General features: G+C 60.5%; 11 protein-coding genes. 5 read left to right on the top strand and 6 right to left on the bottom strand.

Translation table 11 applies throughout. From position 1 onward, the window contains the following. The first annotated feature begins 58 nt into the window (after positions 1 to 58). The 4 genes from clpX to G7026_RS17020 all read left to right on the top strand — a co-directional run bounded on the left by clpX (position 59) and on the right by G7026_RS17020 (position 6332). Positions 59 to 1339, top strand: coding sequence for an ATP-dependent Clp protease ATP-binding subunit ClpX (gene clpX / locus G7026_RS17035; RefSeq protein WP_181072113.1), 1281 nt, complete (start codon positions 59 to 61; stop codon positions 1337 to 1339). A 130-nt stretch (positions 1340 to 1469) separates the two neighbouring features. Next, the gene (gene lon / locus G7026_RS17030) at positions 1470 to 3866 is read left to right on the top strand and encodes an endopeptidase La (protein ID WP_181072112.1); all 2397 of its coding nucleotides are present in this window, start codon (positions 1470 to 1472) and stop codon (positions 3864 to 3866) included. Positions 3867 to 3997: 131 nt separating this feature from the next. Continuing rightward, a complete protein-coding gene (locus tag G7026_RS17025) occupies positions 3998 to 4270 on the top strand; it encodes an HU family DNA-binding protein (RefSeq protein ID WP_004422505.1) in 273 nt (90 codons plus the stop codon). Between the two features lie 205 nt (positions 4271 to 4475). Further along, on the top strand, positions 4476 to 6332 hold the full coding sequence (locus tag G7026_RS17020) for a SurA N-terminal domain-containing protein (RefSeq protein WP_181072111.1): 1857 nt from the start codon (positions 4476 to 4478) through the stop codon (positions 6330 to 6332). Positions 6333 to 6420: 88 nt separating this feature from the next. Here the strand turns inward: G7026_RS17020 and fabI are convergent, their stop codons facing one another. The 6 genes from fabI to G7026_RS16990 are packed head-to-tail and all read right to left on the bottom strand — an operon-like array spanning position 6421 to position 14652. Further along, positions 6421 to 7215: an enoyl-ACP reductase FabI gene (gene fabI / locus G7026_RS17015; RefSeq protein ID WP_181072110.1), complete on the bottom strand. Its 795-nt coding sequence runs from the start codon at positions 7213 to 7215 to the stop codon at positions 6421 to 6423. Further along, positions 7196 to 8845 carry an ABC transporter ATP-binding protein gene (locus G7026_RS17010; RefSeq protein ID WP_181072109.1) on the bottom strand — a complete coding sequence of 550 codons (1650 nt, stop codon included), beginning with the start codon at positions 8843 to 8845 and terminating at the stop codon, positions 7196 to 7198. The genes fabI and G7026_RS17010 overlap by 20 nt, the downstream gene beginning before the upstream one ends. A 1-nt stretch (position 8846) precedes the next feature. Continuing rightward, positions 8847 to 9866, bottom strand: coding sequence for an ABC transporter permease (locus G7026_RS17005; protein WP_181072108.1), 1020 nt, complete (start codon positions 9864 to 9866; stop codon positions 8847 to 8849). Between the two features lie 3 nt (positions 9867 to 9869). After that, positions 9870 to 10943, bottom strand: a complete 1074-nt coding sequence (locus tag G7026_RS17000) for a microcin C ABC transporter permease YejB (RefSeq protein WP_181072107.1) — start codon at positions 10941 to 10943, stop codon at positions 9870 to 9872. A gap of 2 nt (positions 10944 to 10945) precedes the next feature. Then, positions 10946 to 12829 (bottom strand): extracellular solute-binding protein, encoded by a 1884-nt coding sequence (locus G7026_RS16995; protein ID WP_181072106.1) that lies wholly within the window; start codon positions 12827 to 12829, stop codon positions 10946 to 10948. Then, positions 12826 to 14652 (bottom strand): extracellular solute-binding protein, encoded by a 1827-nt coding sequence (locus tag G7026_RS16990; protein WP_181072105.1) that lies wholly within the window; start codon positions 14650 to 14652, stop codon positions 12826 to 12828. Before G7026_RS16990 ends, G7026_RS16995 begins: the two co-directional genes overlap by 4 nt. Before the next feature lie 143 nt (positions 14653 to 14795). Between G7026_RS16990 and G7026_RS16985 the strand changes: the two genes are divergently transcribed. Continuing rightward, positions 14796 to 16238, top strand: coding sequence for an HDOD domain-containing protein (locus tag G7026_RS16985; RefSeq protein WP_181072104.1), 1443 nt, complete (start codon positions 14796 to 14798; stop codon positions 16236 to 16238). Positions 16239 to 16244 lie beyond the last annotated feature (6 nt).

The following is a 16244-nucleotide window of genomic DNA, read 5'->3' as shown; positions in this document are numbered from 1 at the left end:
AAAAGCCCACGATTGCCTTCATCTTGTGTTCCAAGCCTTCCCCGATTGGATTGATCGAATGACTGACACCCGTAACGGCGAAGACTCCGGCAAACTGCTTTATTGCTCTTTTTGCGGCAAAAGCCAGCACGAAGTTCGCAAATTGATTGCTGGGCCTTCGGTCTTTATCTGCGACGAGTGCGTCGACCTGTGCAATGACATCATCCGCGAGGAGGTGCAGGAAGCTCAGGCCGAAAGCAACGCGCACAAGCTGCCTGCGCCAAAGGAGATCAGCGGTATCCTGGACCAATACGTCATTGGTCAGGAACGCGCGAAGAAGATCTTGGCGGTGGCCGTTTACAACCACTACAAGCGGCTGAACCAGCGCGACAAGAAAGAAGAAGTCGAGCTGGGCAAGAGCAACATTCTCCTCATTGGACCGACTGGCTCCGGCAAGACGTTGTTGGCCGAAACCCTGGCTCGCCTGCTCAACGTACCGTTCACTATTGCTGATGCGACCACGCTCACCGAAGCGGGCTATGTTGGTGAAGATGTCGAGAACATCATTCAGAAGCTGTTGCAGAAGTGCGATTACGATGTCGAGAAGGCCCAGATGGGCATCGTCTACATCGACGAGATCGACAAGATTTCCCGGAAATCCGACAACCCGTCCATCACTCGCGACGTTTCGGGCGAGGGCGTGCAGCAGGCGCTGCTCAAGCTGATCGAAGGCACCGTGGCTTCGGTTCCTCCTCAGGGTGGGCGCAAGCATCCGCAGCAGGAATTCCTGCAGGTAGATACCCGCAACATCCTGTTCATCTGTGGCGGTGCTTTCGCGGGGCTGGAGAAGGTCATTCAGAACCGATCTACCCAGGGCGGTATCGGTTTCAATGCCGAAGTTCGCAGCAAGGATCCGGGCAAGAAAATCGGCGAGGCGCTGCGGGCGGTCGAGCCGGACGATCTGGTCAAGTTCGGTCTGATTCCGGAATTCGTCGGCCGCCTACCGGTCATCGCGACCCTGGACGAGCTGGACGAAGCGGCGCTGATCCAGATTCTGACCGAGCCGAAGAATGCGCTGACCAAGCAGTATGCGAAGTTGTTCGAACTCGAAGGGGTAGATCTGGAGTTCCGCCCCGACGCGCTTCGCTCGGTTGCCCACCGGGCGCTCGAGCGGCGCACCGGCGCGCGTGGTCTGCGTTCGATCCTCGAAGGCGTGCTGCTCGACACCATGTATGACATCCCGTCGCAGAAGGATGTCAGCAAGGTGGTCATCGATGAGAGTGTCATCGAAGGCACGTCCAAGCCGCTGTTGATTTATGAGAACAGCGAGCCGCCCGCCAAGGCGGCACCTGACGTGTGACTGTAAAGGGGCCTCCGGGCCCCTTTGCTTTTTAGCCGCTGTCCTTGTTTTTTAAGGGTGACACCCTCATCTTAATTCGAAGGGCATCCTGTCCGTTTCGGCCCCAGGGCCGCAATAGAGCTGAGACTTTATGAAGACAACCATCGAATTGCCCCTCTTGCCGCTGCGCGATGTCGTGGTGTATCCGCATATGGTGATCCCGCTGTTCGTTGGCCGCGAGAAATCCATAGAGGCGCTCGAATCCGCCATGGCGGGCGATAAGCAGATCCTGCTATTGGCGCAGAAGAACCCAGCTGACGACGACCCGGGCGAAGACGCTCTTTATCGGGTCGGCACTGTGGCCACGGTCCTGCAATTGCTGAAGTTGCCCGACGGTACGGTCAAGGTGCTGGTCGAGGGCGAGCAGCGGGGACAGATCGAGCGCTTTTTCGAGATCGACGAGCATTGCCGCGCAGAAGTGAGCCTGATCGACGAATCGGACATGGCCGATCGCGAGGCTGAGGTGTTCGTGCGCAGCCTGCTCAGCCAGTTCGAGCAGTACGTGCAGCTGGGCAAAAAGGTGCCAGCCGAGGTGCTTTCCTCGCTCAGCAGCATCGACGAACCGTCGCGCCTGGTGGACACCATGGCGGCGCACATGGCGCTGAAGATCGAGCAGAAGCAGGAAATTCTCGAGATCACCGATCTGGCAGCCCGAGTCGAACATGTGCTGGCGTTGCTGGATGCCGAAATCGATCTGCTACAGGTCGAGAAGCGCATCCGTGGGCGGGTGAAGAAGCAGATGGAGCGCAGCCAGCGCGAGTACTACCTGAATGAGCAGATGAAGGCCATTCAGAAGGAGCTGGGCGATATCGATGAAGGTCACAATGAAATCGATGACCTGAAAAAACGTATCGAGAACGCTGGTCTGACCAAGGATGCCCACGCCAAAGCGCAGGCCGAGCTGAACAAGCTCAAGCAGATGTCGCCGATGTCCGCCGAAGCGACCGTGGTGCGAACCTATATCGATTGGCTGGTCAACGTGCCCTGGAAAGCGGCGAGCAAAGTCCGGCTGGATCTGGGTAAGGCTGAGGAGGTGCTCGACGCTGACCACTACGGCCTGGAAGAGGTCAAGGATCGAATTCTCGAGTATCTCGCCGTGCAGAAGCGGGTGAAGAAGCTCAAGGGGCCGGTGCTCTGTCTGGTGGGGCCTCCCGGCGTGGGCAAAACGTCGCTGGCCGAGTCCATAGCGCGCTCGACCAATCGCAAGTTCGTACGCATGGCCCTGGGTGGCGTGCGGGACGAGGCCGAGATCCGCGGGCATCGCCGAACCTACATCGGCTCGATGCCAGGGCGGCTGATTCAGAAAATGACCAAGGTGGGGGTCCGCAACCCGCTGTTCCTGCTCGACGAGATCGACAAGCTGGGCAGTGACATGCGAGGCGATCCGGCCTCGGCGCTACTTGAGGTGCTTGACCCCGAGCAGAATCACAATTTCAACGATCACTATCTGGAGGTCGATTATGACCTGTCGGATGTGATGTTCCTCTGCACCGCCAACTCGATGAATATCCCGGCGCCGCTGCTCGACCGCATGGAAGTCATCCGCTTGCCAGGGTACACCGAGGACGAAAAGGTCAACATTGCCCGGCGTTACCTGGCACCCAAGCAGATTCAGGCCAACGGCATGAAGAAGGGTGAGCTGGAGTTCGACGAGGCGGCGTTGCTCGACATCATCCGCTACTACACTCGCGAGGCTGGCGTTCGCAGCCTGGAAAGGCAGATTGCCAAGGTCTGCCGCAAGGCGGTCAAGGAGCACGCTGCCGAGAAGCGTTTCAAGGTTCAGGTGACCGCCGACTCGCTCGAGCACTTCCTCGGCGTGCGCAAATTCCGCTACGGCCTTGCCGAGCAGGAGGATCAGATTGGCCAGGTGACAGGCCTGGCGTGGACTCAGGTCGGTGGCGAATTGCTGACGATCGAGTCCGCCGTGGTTCCGGGCAAGGGTCAGCTGATCAAGACTGGCTCGCTGGGCGACGTTATGGGTGAATCCATTACCGCTGCGCTGACCGTAGTACGCAGTCGCGCGAAGAGCCTCGGCATCGCTGCCGACTTCCAGGAAAAGCAGGACATTCACATCCATGTGCCGGAAGGCGCAACGCCGAAGGATGGTCCAAGCGCGGGCATCGGTATGTGCACGGCATTGGTATCTGCCTTGACTCACATACCGGTGCGCGCGGATGTCGCAATGACGGGTGAAATCACTTTGCGAGGTCAGGTCCTCGCGATCGGCGGGCTGAAGGAGAAATTACTTGCCGCTCATCGCGGTGGAATCAAGACGGTGATCATCCCGGAAGAGAATCAACGTGATCTGAAAGAGATTCCTGAAAATATTAAGCAGGACCTGCAGATTAAACCGGTCAAGTGGATTGACGAGGTCCTGCAAATTGCGCTGCAATACGCGCCGGAGCCCTTGCCCGATGCGGCTCCCGATCTGGTTGCAAAGGATGACAAGCGCGAGTCTGATTCCAAGGAGCGAATCAGCACGCATTAGCCGGAGGCTTCCTTGACACAATTTTGAGGCCCTTGTTATAAACCGGCTCTTTGTGTCTGTGCCATTCCAGCACCGCTTTGCTTACACCTAAAAAATTATAGATAGACTCAACAGAAATAAGGGGACTTAGAGTGAACAAGTCGGAACTGATCGATGCCATCGCTGCATCTGCTGATATCCCGAAAGCTGTTGCTGGCCGTGCGCTGGACGCAGTGATCGAATCCGTCACTGGCGCCCTGAAGGCTGGTGACTCTGTGGTACTGGTTGGTTTCGGTACTTTCGCCGTGAAAGAGCGCGCTGCTCGCACTGGCCGCAACCCGCAGACTGGCAAGCCGATCAAGATCGACGCTGCCAAGATCCCGGGCTTCAAAGCTGGCAAGGCTCTGAAAGACGCTGTTAACTAAGCGTTTTCCGATCCGGTCCGTGCTCGGTTAGACTGGCACTGATCTGGAGCGGTTGAACCGGCAGGCAGCGCCTGTTGCGCGCCGGCTCGGGGATAAGCCCAACCGCTCCAAAGCTCCGCGAAGGCGCATCCATGGATGCGCCTTTGTTCTATCTGGATTCCACCCATGCTGCGGTAAGCACGTGCAGCTGTTACCTGGGGGACGCATGCTTCAGAACATCAGGGACAATTCACAAGGCTGGATTGCCAAAACCATCATCGGCATCATCGTCATGCTTCTGGCGCTGACTGGTTTCGACGCGATTTTCAACGCGGTGAGCAACAGTCGAGATGCCGCGTCGGTAAATGGCGAAGAGATCTCACAGGATGAGCTCACTCAGGCGATAGACATGCAGCGCCGCCAGCTAGCTCAGCAGCTTGGCCGTGATTTCGATCCGACGTTGCTAAACGACAGGTTATTGCGCGAGTCGGCGTTGAACTCCCTGATTGAGCGGATGCTCCTTCTACAGGCAGCTAAGTCTTCCGATTTCGCCTTTTCCCAGCAGTCGCTTGACCAGCTGATCCTGCAGACTCCCGAGTTTCAGGTCGAGGGCGCTTTCAATGCTGCGCGCTTCGATCAGGTACTGCAGCAGATGGGCTACACCCGTATGCAGTTCCGTAGACTGCTGGAGCAGGAGATGCTGATCGGTCAGCTGCGGGCGGGTATCGCGGGAACGGGTTTCGTTACTGATCGCCAGATCGAGGATTTCGCTCGGCTGGAAAGGCAGACCCGTGATTTCGCAACCGTGACCATCGCAGCCGATGCCGCCGCTGTCGAGGTTGGCGACGATGAGGTGCGCGCTTACTACGAAGCGCACGCCGATCAGTTCCGTACCCCTGAGCAGGTGGTTCTGGAATATGTGGAACTCAAGAAAGACGCATTTTTCGATCAGGTCGAGGTATCCGACGAGGAATTGCAGGAGCTGTACCACAACCAGATCGCCAACCTCGCCGAGCAGCGTCGTGCAGCGCACATCCTGATCGAGCCGGGTGATGATCTGAGTGACGAACAGGCGCGTGCGAAGGTCGAGGAGATCCGCAAGCGTGTCGAGGCGGGTGAGGACTTCGCGGCGCTGGCCAAAGAGCTCTCACAGGATCCGGGCTCGGCAGGCGAGGGTGGTGATCTTGGCTACGCAGGCCCAGGCGTCTACGATCAGGCGTTCGAAGACGCGCTCTACGCGCTCAACGAGAATCAGCTCTCTGAGCCGGTGCGCTCCGAGTTCGGCTGGCACCTCATCAAGCTGCTCGGTGTGCGTTCGCCGGAAGTGCCGACTCTCGAAAGCATGCGTCCGCAGCTAGAGCGCGAGATCAAGGCCCGCCAAGTCGAACAGCGTTTCGTAGAGGCCAGCAAGCGGCTTGAAGATGCCGCCTTCGAGGCGTCCGATCTTAGCCAGCCGGCCGAAGAGCTGGGCCTGAAGGTCCAGACGACGCCTGCCTTTGGGCGCGAAGGCGGAGAGGGGATCGCTGCCAACCGTCAGGTGATCCAGGCGGCCTTCAGTGAGGAAGTTCTGGTTGATGGCAACAATAGCAGCGTGATCGAGTTGGATCCGGATACCTCGATCGCCCTGCGGGTCAAACAGCATCTGCAACCCGAAGCGCTCGAGTTGGACCAGGTTCGTGACGGTATCGTCGAGCAGCTGCGCCGCGACAAGGCCACCGAGCGGGCGCGTAGCGAAGGCGAGAAGCTGCTGGCCAGCCTTCGTGATGGGGAGGAGAGTTCGGCTGAATGGCAACAGACAGAAGCTGCCACGCGTAACCAGGAGGGGGTAGACCCTGTGTTGTTGCAGACGGTGTTCCGCATGCCCAAGCCTGAAGTTGCCGACAAGCCGAGCTATTCCGGCGTTTCCCTGCCCGACGGCGATTATGTTGTGCTCCGCTTGAGCGGTGTCAGCGAGCCGGCAGAAGCCTTGTCCGACGAAGAGAAGCAGGACTATCGCCGCTTCCTCGCCTCGCGTGCAGGTCAGCAGGACTTCGCTGCTTTCCGCGGAAAGCAGCAGGCTGAGGCTGAGATCGAGCGTTATTGATACCTAAAAGGCGCCTACAGCCCGCTGTAGCGCGCTTGGAGGCAACAAAAACCCGCATCGCTGCGGGTTTTTTGTTTTCAGGTGACGATCAGTCCTCGATCGCGCCCATCGCGGTGGTATTGAAGCCACCATCGACGTACAGGATTTCACCACTGATGCCCGAAGCCAGGTCTGAGCAGAGGAAAGCGCCGGCATTGCCAACTTCCTCGATGGTCACGTTGCGGCGCAGTGGGGTCTGGCGCTCGTTTGCTGCCAGCATCTTGCGGAAACTCTTGATCCCGGACGCTGCGAGGGTGCGGATAGGGCCTGCCGATACCGCGTTCACGCGGGTGCCTTCTGGCCCCAGGCTGCCGGCCAAGTAGCGAACGCCGGCCTCGAGGCTGGCCTTGGCCATGCCCATGACGTTGTAGTTGGGCATGGTACGCTCGGCGCCCAGGTAGGACAGCGTCAGGATGCTGCCGCCGCGGCCGTTCATCATCGGGCGACCGGCCTTGGCCAGGGCAACCAGGCTGTACGCACTGATATCGTGTGCGATACGGAAGCCCTCGCGGGTGGTGACTTCGGTGAAGTCGCCGTCCAGCTGGTCGCCAGGTGCGAAGCCTACCGAATGGACAATGATGTCCAGACCGTCCCATTTCTGGCCGAGCTGTTCGAAGACCTTGGCGATTTCCTCGTCGTTTGCCACGTCGCAGGGGAAGCACAGTTCCGGTCCCGAGCCCCAGCCGGCGGCGAATTCCTCGACGCGGCCCTTGAGCTTGTCGTTCTGGTAGGTGAACGCCAGTTCGGCACCTTCGCGATGCATGGCCGCAGCGATGCCCGAGGCGATGGACAGTTTGCTGGCAACGCCAACGATCAGTGCGCGCTTACCGGTTAGAAAACCCATGTGCTTGTTCCCTCTCATGTTTATCGTCGCCAGTGCCGGGTGCCAGAAAGGCGGACTCCAGCAACTGCTGCGTGTATGGATGTTGGGGCGCAGAAAAGATGCTGTCTGCGGGGCCCTGTTCCACGACCTGTCCCTGTTTCATCACGATCAAATGATGGCTCAGGGCCCGAACAACGGCCAGGTCGTGGCTGATGAACAGGAAGGTCAGGTTGTACTTGGCCTGCAATGAACGCAGAAGCTCCACCACCTGGCGCTGTACCGTTCGATCAAGCGCGGAGGTCGGCTCGTCGAGAAGGATCAGCGCTGGTTTCAAAACCAGAGCCCGGGCAATGGCGATGCGCTGCCGTTGCCCACCTGAAAACTCGTGCGGATAGCGATGCCGGGTTTCCGGATCAAGACCTACCTCCACGAGCGCGTCGATGATTGCCTGTTCTCTCTCCGCCGGCGTCCCCATTCGATGGATCTGCAGCCCTTCGCCAATGATCTGCGCGACCGACATGCGTGGGCTCAGGCTACCAAATGGGTCCTGGAACACCACCTGCATCTGTCGGCGTAGCGGGCGAACCTCGCGCTGCGACATCTTTTCTATCGCCTGGCCCTGGAAGCGAATCTCGCCTGCGCTCGAAAGCAGACGCAAGATGGCCAAACCAAGGGTCGACTTGCCGGAGCCGCTTTCGCCAACGATGCCGAGCGTCTGCCCCTGACGGAGGCTGAAGCCGATTCCGTCGACCGCCTTGACATGATCGACCGTGCGCCGAAGCAGCCCTTTTTTGATCGGGAACCACACGCGCATGTCGCTCACTTCCAGCAACGGCTCGCCCGGCGAGGCTTCTACCGGTCTGCCGCTGGGCTCTGCACCGAGCAGTTCCTGGGTATAGGGATGCTGCGGCGAGCGAAACAATTCCTCACACGACGCCTGTTCGACGACGCGACCGCGCTGCATGACACATACGCGATGGGCAATGCGTCTGACGAGGTTCAGATCATGGCTGATCAGGAGCAGGGCCATGCCAAGGCGCGCCTGCAATTCCTTGAGCAATTCCAGGATCTTCAACTGAACGGTAACGTCCAGAGCGGTAGTCGGTTCGTCGGCGATCAGAAGCTCAGGCTCGTTGGCCAGCGCCATTGCGATCATCACCCGCTGGCGCTGCCCCCCGGAAAGCTCATGGGGAAACGCGCGGATCCGCTTGCGCGGCTCGGGAATGCCGACCATCTCTAGCAATTCCAAGGTGCGCGCTGTCGCTTGCTTGCCTCGTAGCCCTTTGTGCAGGGCGAGGATCTCGTTGATCTGCTTGCCCACGGTGTGCAAGGGATTGAGCGAGGTCATCGGCTCCTGAAAGATCATGGCGATCCGGTTGCCGCGCAGCTTGCGCATCGACTTTTCGTCTGCCTGGAGCAGGTCCTTGCCCGCATAGAGAATCCGCCCGGCCGGGTGCGATGCCTTGGGGTAGGGCAGCAAGCGCAGGATCGAATGCGCCGTCACGGACTTGCCGGACCCGCTTTCACCGACCAGCGCGAGCGTTTCGCCTTTGCGGATATCGAAGCTCACGCCTTCGACCACCCTGTGCGGCGTACCGGCGGAATCGAAGTCGACGGCGAGATCCCTGACTTCTACGAGTGTCTCGTCCATCTTATTTCCTCGGGTCGAACGCATCGCGGGCCGCTTCGCCGATGAATACCAGCAGCGTCAGCATGATCGCGAGCACCATGAATGCGGTGATACCCAGCCAGGGCGCCTGCAGATTGGCCTTGCCCTGGGCCACCAGCTCACCCAGCGAGGGCTCTCCTGGCGGCAGGCCGAAGCCCAGGAAGTCGAGCGCGGTGAGCGTGCCGATGGCTCCGGTCAGGATGAAGGGTACGAACGTCATGGTCGACACCATGGCATTGGGCAGGATGTGGCGGAACATGATCGCGCCGTTCTGCATGCCCAGGGCACGGGCCGCGCGCACGTATTCCAGGTTGCGCCCGCGAAGGAATTCGGCACGTACCACGTCGACCAGGCTCATCCAGGAAAACAGCAGCATGATGCCCAGCAGCCACCAGAAATTCGGCTGTACGAAGCTGGCCAGGATAATGAGCAGGTACAGGACCGGAAGGCCCGACCAGATCTCCAGCAGCCGCTGGCCGACGAGGTCGACCCATCCGCCGTAGAACCCCTGGAGCGCGCCGGCGATCACCCCGATGATCGAGCTGAGCACCGTCAGCGTGAGGGCAAACAGCACCGAGATGCGGAACCCGTATATCACCCGGGCGAGTACGTCCCGCCCCTGATCGTCGGTACCCAGCCAGTTCATTGTCGAAGGCGGCGCGGGGGCCGGCACCTGCAGATCGTAATTGATGCTCGAGTAGTAGAAAGGAATTGGCGGCCAGATCATCCAGCCGTCCTTCTCGGCAATGAGTTCCTTTATGTAGGGGCTCTTGTAGTTCGCCTGCAGCGGGAATTCCCCGCCGAAGGCGGTTTCCGGGTAACGCTTGAATACAGGGAAGTACCACTCGCCGTCATAGCGCACCACGATAGGTTTATCGTTGGCGAGAAACTCTGCGCCCAGGCTCAGCACGAAGAGCGCGAGGAACAGCCACAGCGACCACCAGCCACGGCGATTGGCCTTGAACAGGGCGAATCGACGTTGATTCAGAGGAGACAGCGCCATTTTTCAGGCCTCCCTGCTTTCGAAGTCGATGCGTGGATCGACCAGGGTATAGGTCAGGTCACCGATCAGCTTGACCACCAAGCCGAGAAGGGTGAACAGGAAAAGCGTGCCGAACACCACCGGATAGTCGCGGTTGATCGCCGCCTCGAAACTGAGCAGACCCAAGCCATCGAGAGAGAAAATCACTTCGATGAGCAACGAGCCGGTGAAGAACATGCCGATGAACGCAGCGGGGAAACCGGCAATGATGATCAGCATCGCGTTGCGGAACACATGCCCGTACAGCACGCGATTCTTGCTCAGGCCCTTGGCTCGGGCCGTTACCACGTATTGCTTGTTGATCTCGTCCAGGAAGCTGTTCTTGGTCAGTAGCGTCAGGGTCGCGAAGTTGCCGATCACCAGGGCTGTCACCGGCAGCGCGAGATGCCAGAAGTAGTCGAGAATCTTGCCAGCCATGGTCAGCTCGTCGAAATTGTTCGAGGTCAATCCGCGTAGCGGGAACCAGTTCCAGTAGCTGCCGCCGGCGAACAACACGATCAGCAAAATGGCGAACAGGAAGGCCGGAATGGCGTAGCCGACGATGATCGCCGAGCTGGTCCAGACATCGAACGCGCTGCCGTGGCGAGTCGCCTTGGCGATGCCCAGTGGGATCGACAGCAGGTACATGATCAACGTGCTCCACAGCCCCAGCGAGATCGAGACGGGCATCTTCTCGATGATCAGGTCGGTGACTTTCGCGTCGCGGAAGAAGCTTTCGCCAAAGTCGAAGCGCAGGTAATTGCGCAGCATGATCCAGAAGCGCTCCGGTGCCGGTTTGTCGAAGCCGTACAGGCGCTCGATTTCGGCGATCAGCTCCGGGTCCAGCCCTTGGGCTCCGCGGTAACTGTTGCCGGCGACCGCCACTTCGGAACCACCGCCGGAAATCCGGCTAGTCGCGCCCTCGAAGCCTTCGAGCTTGGCGATGGCCTGTTCGACCGGGCCGCCTGGCGCGGCCTGGATGATGATGAAGTTGATCAGCAGGATGCCGAAAAGGGTCGGAATGATCAGCAGCAGACGTCGAAGGATATACGCGAGCATGCTCAGTGCTCCGCTGCGTCTTCGGGTGCCGCGTCGTCGGCGAGCTTCTCGGCTTCCTTGACCTGTTCCGGGTCGGCCTTGGGCATGGGCGTGTCAGGCTTGCGCCACCAGGTCATCAGGCCGATGTCCTGGTCGGGCGTTACTTGCGGATGGCCGAACTGGTTCCAGTAGGCCACGCGCCAAGTCTTGATGTGCCAGTTGGGTATCACGTAGTGCCCCCAGAGCAGCACGCGATCGAGCGCGCGGGTGCGGGTCACCAGTTCCTTGCGCGAGTCGGCGGCGATCAGCTTGTCGACCAGGGTATCGATGGCCGGATCCTTCAGGCCGATGAGGTTGCGACTGCCGGGATTGTCAGCGCTGGCCGAATGCCAGAATTCGCGCTGCTCATTGCCGGGGGAGTTCGACTGGCCGAAGCTGCTGACGATCATGTCGTAATCACGCGAGCGCAGCCGGTTGATGTATTGCGAGACGTCGACCCGGCGGATTTCTAGCTCGATACCGAGATCTGCGAGGTTGCGTTTGTAGGGCAATAGGACCCGCTCGAATTCGGCCTGTACCAGGAGAAACTCCAGCTTCACCGGCTTGCCTTCGGCGTCGACCATACGGTCGTTCTCGATCTTCCAGCCAGCGTCTAGCAGCAGCTTGTAGGCCTGACGCTGCTGGTCGCGGATGATGCCGTTGGCCTCGCTCTTGGGCAGCTCGAAGGGCCGCTCGAATACCTCGTCGGGTATCTTGCCGCGCAGAGGCTCGAGGATCTTCAGCTCCTCGGCGTCCGGCAGGCCGGTGGCGGCCATCTCGGAATTGTCGAAGTAGCTGGCAGTGCGGGTATAGGCGCCATTGAACAGCTGGCGGTTGGTCCATTCGAAGTCGAACAGAAGGCTCAGTGCCTCGCGCACGCGGCGGTCGTGGAGCAGTGGCCGGCGGGTATTGAGGATGAAGCCCTGCATGCCGGTCGGGTTGTGGTTCTCGATCTCTTCCTTGACGATTCGCCCGTCCTTTACCGCAGGGATGTCATAGGCGGTGGCCCAGTTCTTGGCGCTGGTTTCCAGCCAGAAGTCGAACTGGCCGGCCTTGAACGCCTGCAGCGCCACGTCGTTGTCGCGGTAGTAGTCAAAGCTGACACGGTCGAAGTTGTAGAAGCCACGGTTGACTGGCAAGTCCTTGCCCCAGTAATCCTCGACGCGCTGATAGCGCACCGAACGTCCGGCCTGAACCCGCTCGATGCGGTAGGGGCCGCTACCCAGCGGCGGCTCCATGCCGCTGGAGGTGAAATCGCGTTCAGCCCACCAATGCTTGGGCAGCACTGGCAGCTGGCCAAGAATCATCGGAAGCTCGCGGTTGCCGGCGTGTTTGAAGTCAAAACGAACCCGGCGATTGCTTTCGGCGGTGACCTTGGCGACGTCAGCGTAGTAGGCGCGGTACATAGGCGCGCCCTGGCTGATCAGTGTCTCGAACGTGAAGACCACGTCTTCGGCCGTGACCGGCTCGCCGTCATGGAAGCGTGCTTCTGGGCGCAGATGGAAACGTACCCAGCTATTGTCCGGGGCACGCTCGATCTTTTCGGCCAGCAGGCCGTAAACGGTGAACGGCTCGTCGAGGCTATTGGTCGTCAGGGTGTCGTAGATCAAACCGATTTCGTCGGCCGATACACCCTTGCTGATGAAGGGGTTGAGTGAATCGAAGCCACCAAAGCCCGCGCGCCGGAGCGTGCCGCCCTTGGGGGCGTCGGGATTGGCGTAGTCGAAGTGTTCGAACGTCGCCGGGTACTTGGGCTTCTCGCCATAGAGCGTCAGCGCGTGCTGCGGTGCCGCCTGGGCCATGCCCGTCAGGCAGAGAAGGGACAGCAAACCGGCGCGCAAGAGCGGGTGCCGAAAGCGTTGTGTCATCTGGTTTTCTCCAAATCCTTCAGCCACCAGGCACGCAGGCCCAGGGTATAGGGCGGTGCGGCGACATGGGCGAACCGGTTGCGATAGGCCAGTCGGTGGTTGCTGATGAACCAGTTGGGGATGATGTAGTGATTCCAGAGCAGCACGCGATCGATGGCTCGCGCTGCCGCTATCTGTTCGTCGCGGGTGCTCGCGTTGACGAGCTTGCCCAGCAGTTCGTCGATGATCGGGTTGGCGACGCCTGCATAGTTGCGCCCGCCCTTGACGTCGATTTGGCTGGAGTGGAAGTACAGCCATTGTTCCTGACCGGGACTGAGACTCTGGCTCAGGGTCATGAGAATCATGTCGTAGTCGTAGTTGTCGAGCCGCTGCTTGTACTGCGCGCGGTCGACGGTGCGCAAGTTGGCCTGGATGCCGATTCGGCTGAGGTTTTCGGCGTAGGGCTGGAGTATCCGCTCCAGACCGGGATTGACCAGCAGGATCTCGAACGTCAGCGGTTTGCCTTCCGCGTTGCGCAGCCGTTGGCGCGACGGCTTCCAGCCTGCTTCTTCGAGCAGCCCCAGCGCGCCGCGCAGGGTCTCGCGAGGAATGCCCCGGCCATCAGTGTGCGGCAGCTTGAACGGCTCGGTGAACAGGGTAGGCGGTAACTGCTTGCGAAAGGGCGAGAGCAGCAGCCATTCGCCGCCTTCCGGAATGCCGGTCGCGGCGAATTCGCTGTTGGGGTAGTAGCTCTCGCTGCGCCGATAGGCGCCGTAGAACAGCGCGCGGTTGGTCCACTGGAAGTCGAACATCATGCCCAGTGCTTCGCGGACCCTGGGGTCGGCAAAAGTGGCGCGACGGCTGTTCATGAACAGCCCCTGGGTCTGCGTCGGGATCTGGTGGGGAATTTCCGTGCGGATCACATCGCCGCGCATCACGGCTGGAAACTGATAGCCGTTGTTCCAGTTCTTCGCCTGGTGCTCGATATAGAAGTCGAACTCGCCGGCCTTGAAGGCTTCGAAGGCGACGATATTGTCGCGGTAGAACTCCACCTCGACGCGGTCGAAATTGTATTTGCCGCGGTTGACCGGAAGGTCGGCGCCCCACCAGTTCTTCACGCGTTCGAAAATCACCTGACGGCCCGGCTGGACCTGGGCAATGCGATAGGGGCCGCTGCCCAGTGGTGGCTCGAACGTCGTGGCCTTGAAGTCGCGGTCTTTCCAGTAATGCTGCGGTAGCACTGGCAGCTCACCCAGACGCATGATCAGCATCGGATCGGAGTTTTCGAAAACGAAGCGGACCCGATGTCGGTTGAGGATATCGACGCGCTTGATGCCCTGCAGGTTGGTACGGTACTGCGGATGCCCGTCACGGATCAGCAGGCGGTAGGAGTAGGCGACGTCGTAGGCGGTGATCGGCACGCCGTCATGAAAGCGCGCTGCCTCGCGCAGGTTGAATACCACCCAGCTGCGGTCTTCGTTGTACTCGAGCGATTGGGCGATCAACCCGTAGTAGGACGCCGGCTCGTCGCCGGACGGGTCGTAGCTGCCGCCACCGACCATCAGCGGTTCGTTGAACTCGCTGATGCCATACTGGAAGAAACCAGGTGTGGCGACGGGACTGGTGCCTTTGAAGGTATAAGGGTTGAGCGTATCGAACGAGCCTGTGGCCATCAGCCTGACCGTGCCGCCTCTCGGCGCGTCGGGGTTCACCCAGTCGAAATGGGTAAAGTTGGCCGGGTATTTGAGGTTGCCGAACTGCGCATAACCATGGCTTTCGCTCAGGGTCGCGAGGGCGGGGAAGCTCAAGGCCAGGCATGTAACCAGTAGGAAGAGGGGTCGCATCAGACGGAGATCCGATCCATGGCTGCTTCGAGGCTTTCTGGCTGTTCGGCCCGGTACAGTAACAGCTTGTCTGTGCAGGAAAAAGGCTGTACACCTAAGGCAAAATGCCATTATCGCGCTGGCCTTCGGGCAAGGTAGTCATCGTGAATACAATCAGCCATGGTCTGCAGTCCTGGCTTGAACGCTTCAGTCAGGCGGAACTGCCCGCCTTGGCCGCAGTGGTCAACGACCTTCAACGCCTCACCCTCACCGACGACGCATCGGTCGGACAGCTTGCCGATGTGCTCCTGCGCGACGCAGCCCTGACTTCCAAGGTGCTGCGGGTCGGCAACAGCAGCTATTACAACCCCTCCCAGGAAACCATCAAGACCATCTCGCGAGCCATCGTCATGATCGGTTTCGAGAATGTTCGGCTGATCAGCCTTTCGGTGAGCCTGATCGACGGGTTGCTGACCCACGCGCCTCGCGAGCAGTTGCAGGAGTTGCTGGCCCGCTCGTTTCACGCCGCGGTGCAGGCCCGCAACATCGCCGGATACGTATCGCGCCAGGAAGAGGAGGTGTTCATCGCGGCGCTGCTGTTCAACCTCGGCGAACTCGCCTTCTGGGGCTGTGGCGAGACCCAGGCCGACGCGCTTGCCGAAGCCCTTGCAAGGCCTGGCGTGAAGCGCGAAGAGGCGGTTAAGCAGGTGGTCGGCACGAGTTTTCGCCAGCTTACCCTTGGGCTGATCAAGAACTGGAACCTGGGCGAGTTGGCGGCGCTCGCGCAAAGCCCGGGGCGGTCCGCCGATGCGGCGGTGCGTGCGGTGACGTTGGGGGTGCGCATCAGCGAAGCGGCGCTGGACGGTTGGAGCAGCCCAGGGATGCAGCAGGCGATCGAGGAGATGGCTGCCTTCATTCACGTCACGCCGCAGGAGGCTCTGTCGCAGGTGCTGGCCAGTGCGGATGAGGCGGTCAAGGTGGCCACCACTTTCGGCGCGGGCCGGCTGAGTAGGCTGATCCCCAGTACGGATCCGGAGCAGATCCAGTTGCAGCAGGCCCAACGCAAGGCGAGTCTGCTGCAGCCGGACCTGGCCCTGATGCAGCAAGCGCTGCAGGATCTCGGCCTGCAGGCTTCGGGCCGCGGTGAAGTCGGTCTTGTCCTCGACACTCTGCTCAAGGGGCTGCACAGAGGGGCAGGACTGGAGCGGGTGATGCTGGCCGTACTTGCCGATCAGCAGACTGTGTTTCGCGCCAAACGTGTCGTGGGCGAGGGGACGGAATCCTGGCTCGATGATTTCGTCCTGCCGGTGGCGTCGCCGCAACAGCCGCACATCTTCAATTACGTGCTGCGTCATCGCGAGGCGCTGTGGATGGGCGTCCCTGCCAGCTGCAACCTCAACGACATGGTCAGCGAACCGATTCGCCAATGGCTGGGCAAGGGAATGTTCTTCATTGCGCCGCTGATGGCCGGGACGCGTCAGATCGGTGTGCTTTACGCCGACAGCCGATCGTCCGGTCGTGCCTTGAAGCACGAGCAGTTCGTGGCGTTCCAGCGTTTTACGCAGCTGACCGGACGCTGCCTTGAGGGGCTCAGTCGACGCGCCTGAAGGCAC

This window comes from Stutzerimonas azotifigens (assembly GCF_013522725.1).
Lineage (GTDB): Bacteria > Pseudomonadota > Gammaproteobacteria > Pseudomonadales > Pseudomonadaceae > Stutzerimonas > Stutzerimonas azotifigens_A.
This window is presented reverse-complemented; position numbering and strand designations above follow the sequence as displayed.

Coding starts and splice junctions, on each gene's coding strand:
- clpX (WP_181072113.1), top strand. CDS start 59: ATGACTGACACCCGTAACGGCGAAGACTCCGGCAAACTGCTTTATTGC.
- lon (WP_181072112.1), top strand. CDS start 1,470: ATGAAGACAACCATCGAATTGCCCCTCTTGCCGCTGCGCGATGTCGTG.
- G7026_RS17020 (WP_181072111.1), top strand. CDS start 4,476: ATGCTTCAGAACATCAGGGACAATTCACAAGGCTGGATTGCCAAAACC.
- fabI (WP_181072110.1), bottom strand. CDS start 7,215: ATGGGTTTTCTAACCGGTAAGCGCGCACTGATCGTTGGCGTTGCCAGC.
- G7026_RS17010 (WP_181072109.1), bottom strand. CDS start 8,845: ATGGACGAGACACTCGTAGAAGTCAGGGATCTCGCCGTCGACTTCGAT.
- G7026_RS17005 (WP_181072108.1), bottom strand. CDS start 9,866: ATGGCGCTGTCTCCTCTGAATCAACGTCGATTCGCCCTGTTCAAGGCC.
- G7026_RS17000 (WP_181072107.1), bottom strand. CDS start 10,943: ATGCTCGCGTATATCCTTCGACGTCTGCTGCTGATCATTCCGACCCTT.
- G7026_RS16995 (WP_181072106.1), bottom strand. CDS start 12,829: ATGACACAACGCTTTCGGCACCCGCTCTTGCGCGCCGGTTTGCTGTCC.
- G7026_RS16990 (WP_181072105.1), bottom strand. CDS start 14,652: ATGCGACCCCTCTTCCTACTGGTTACATGCCTGGCCTTGAGCTTCCCC.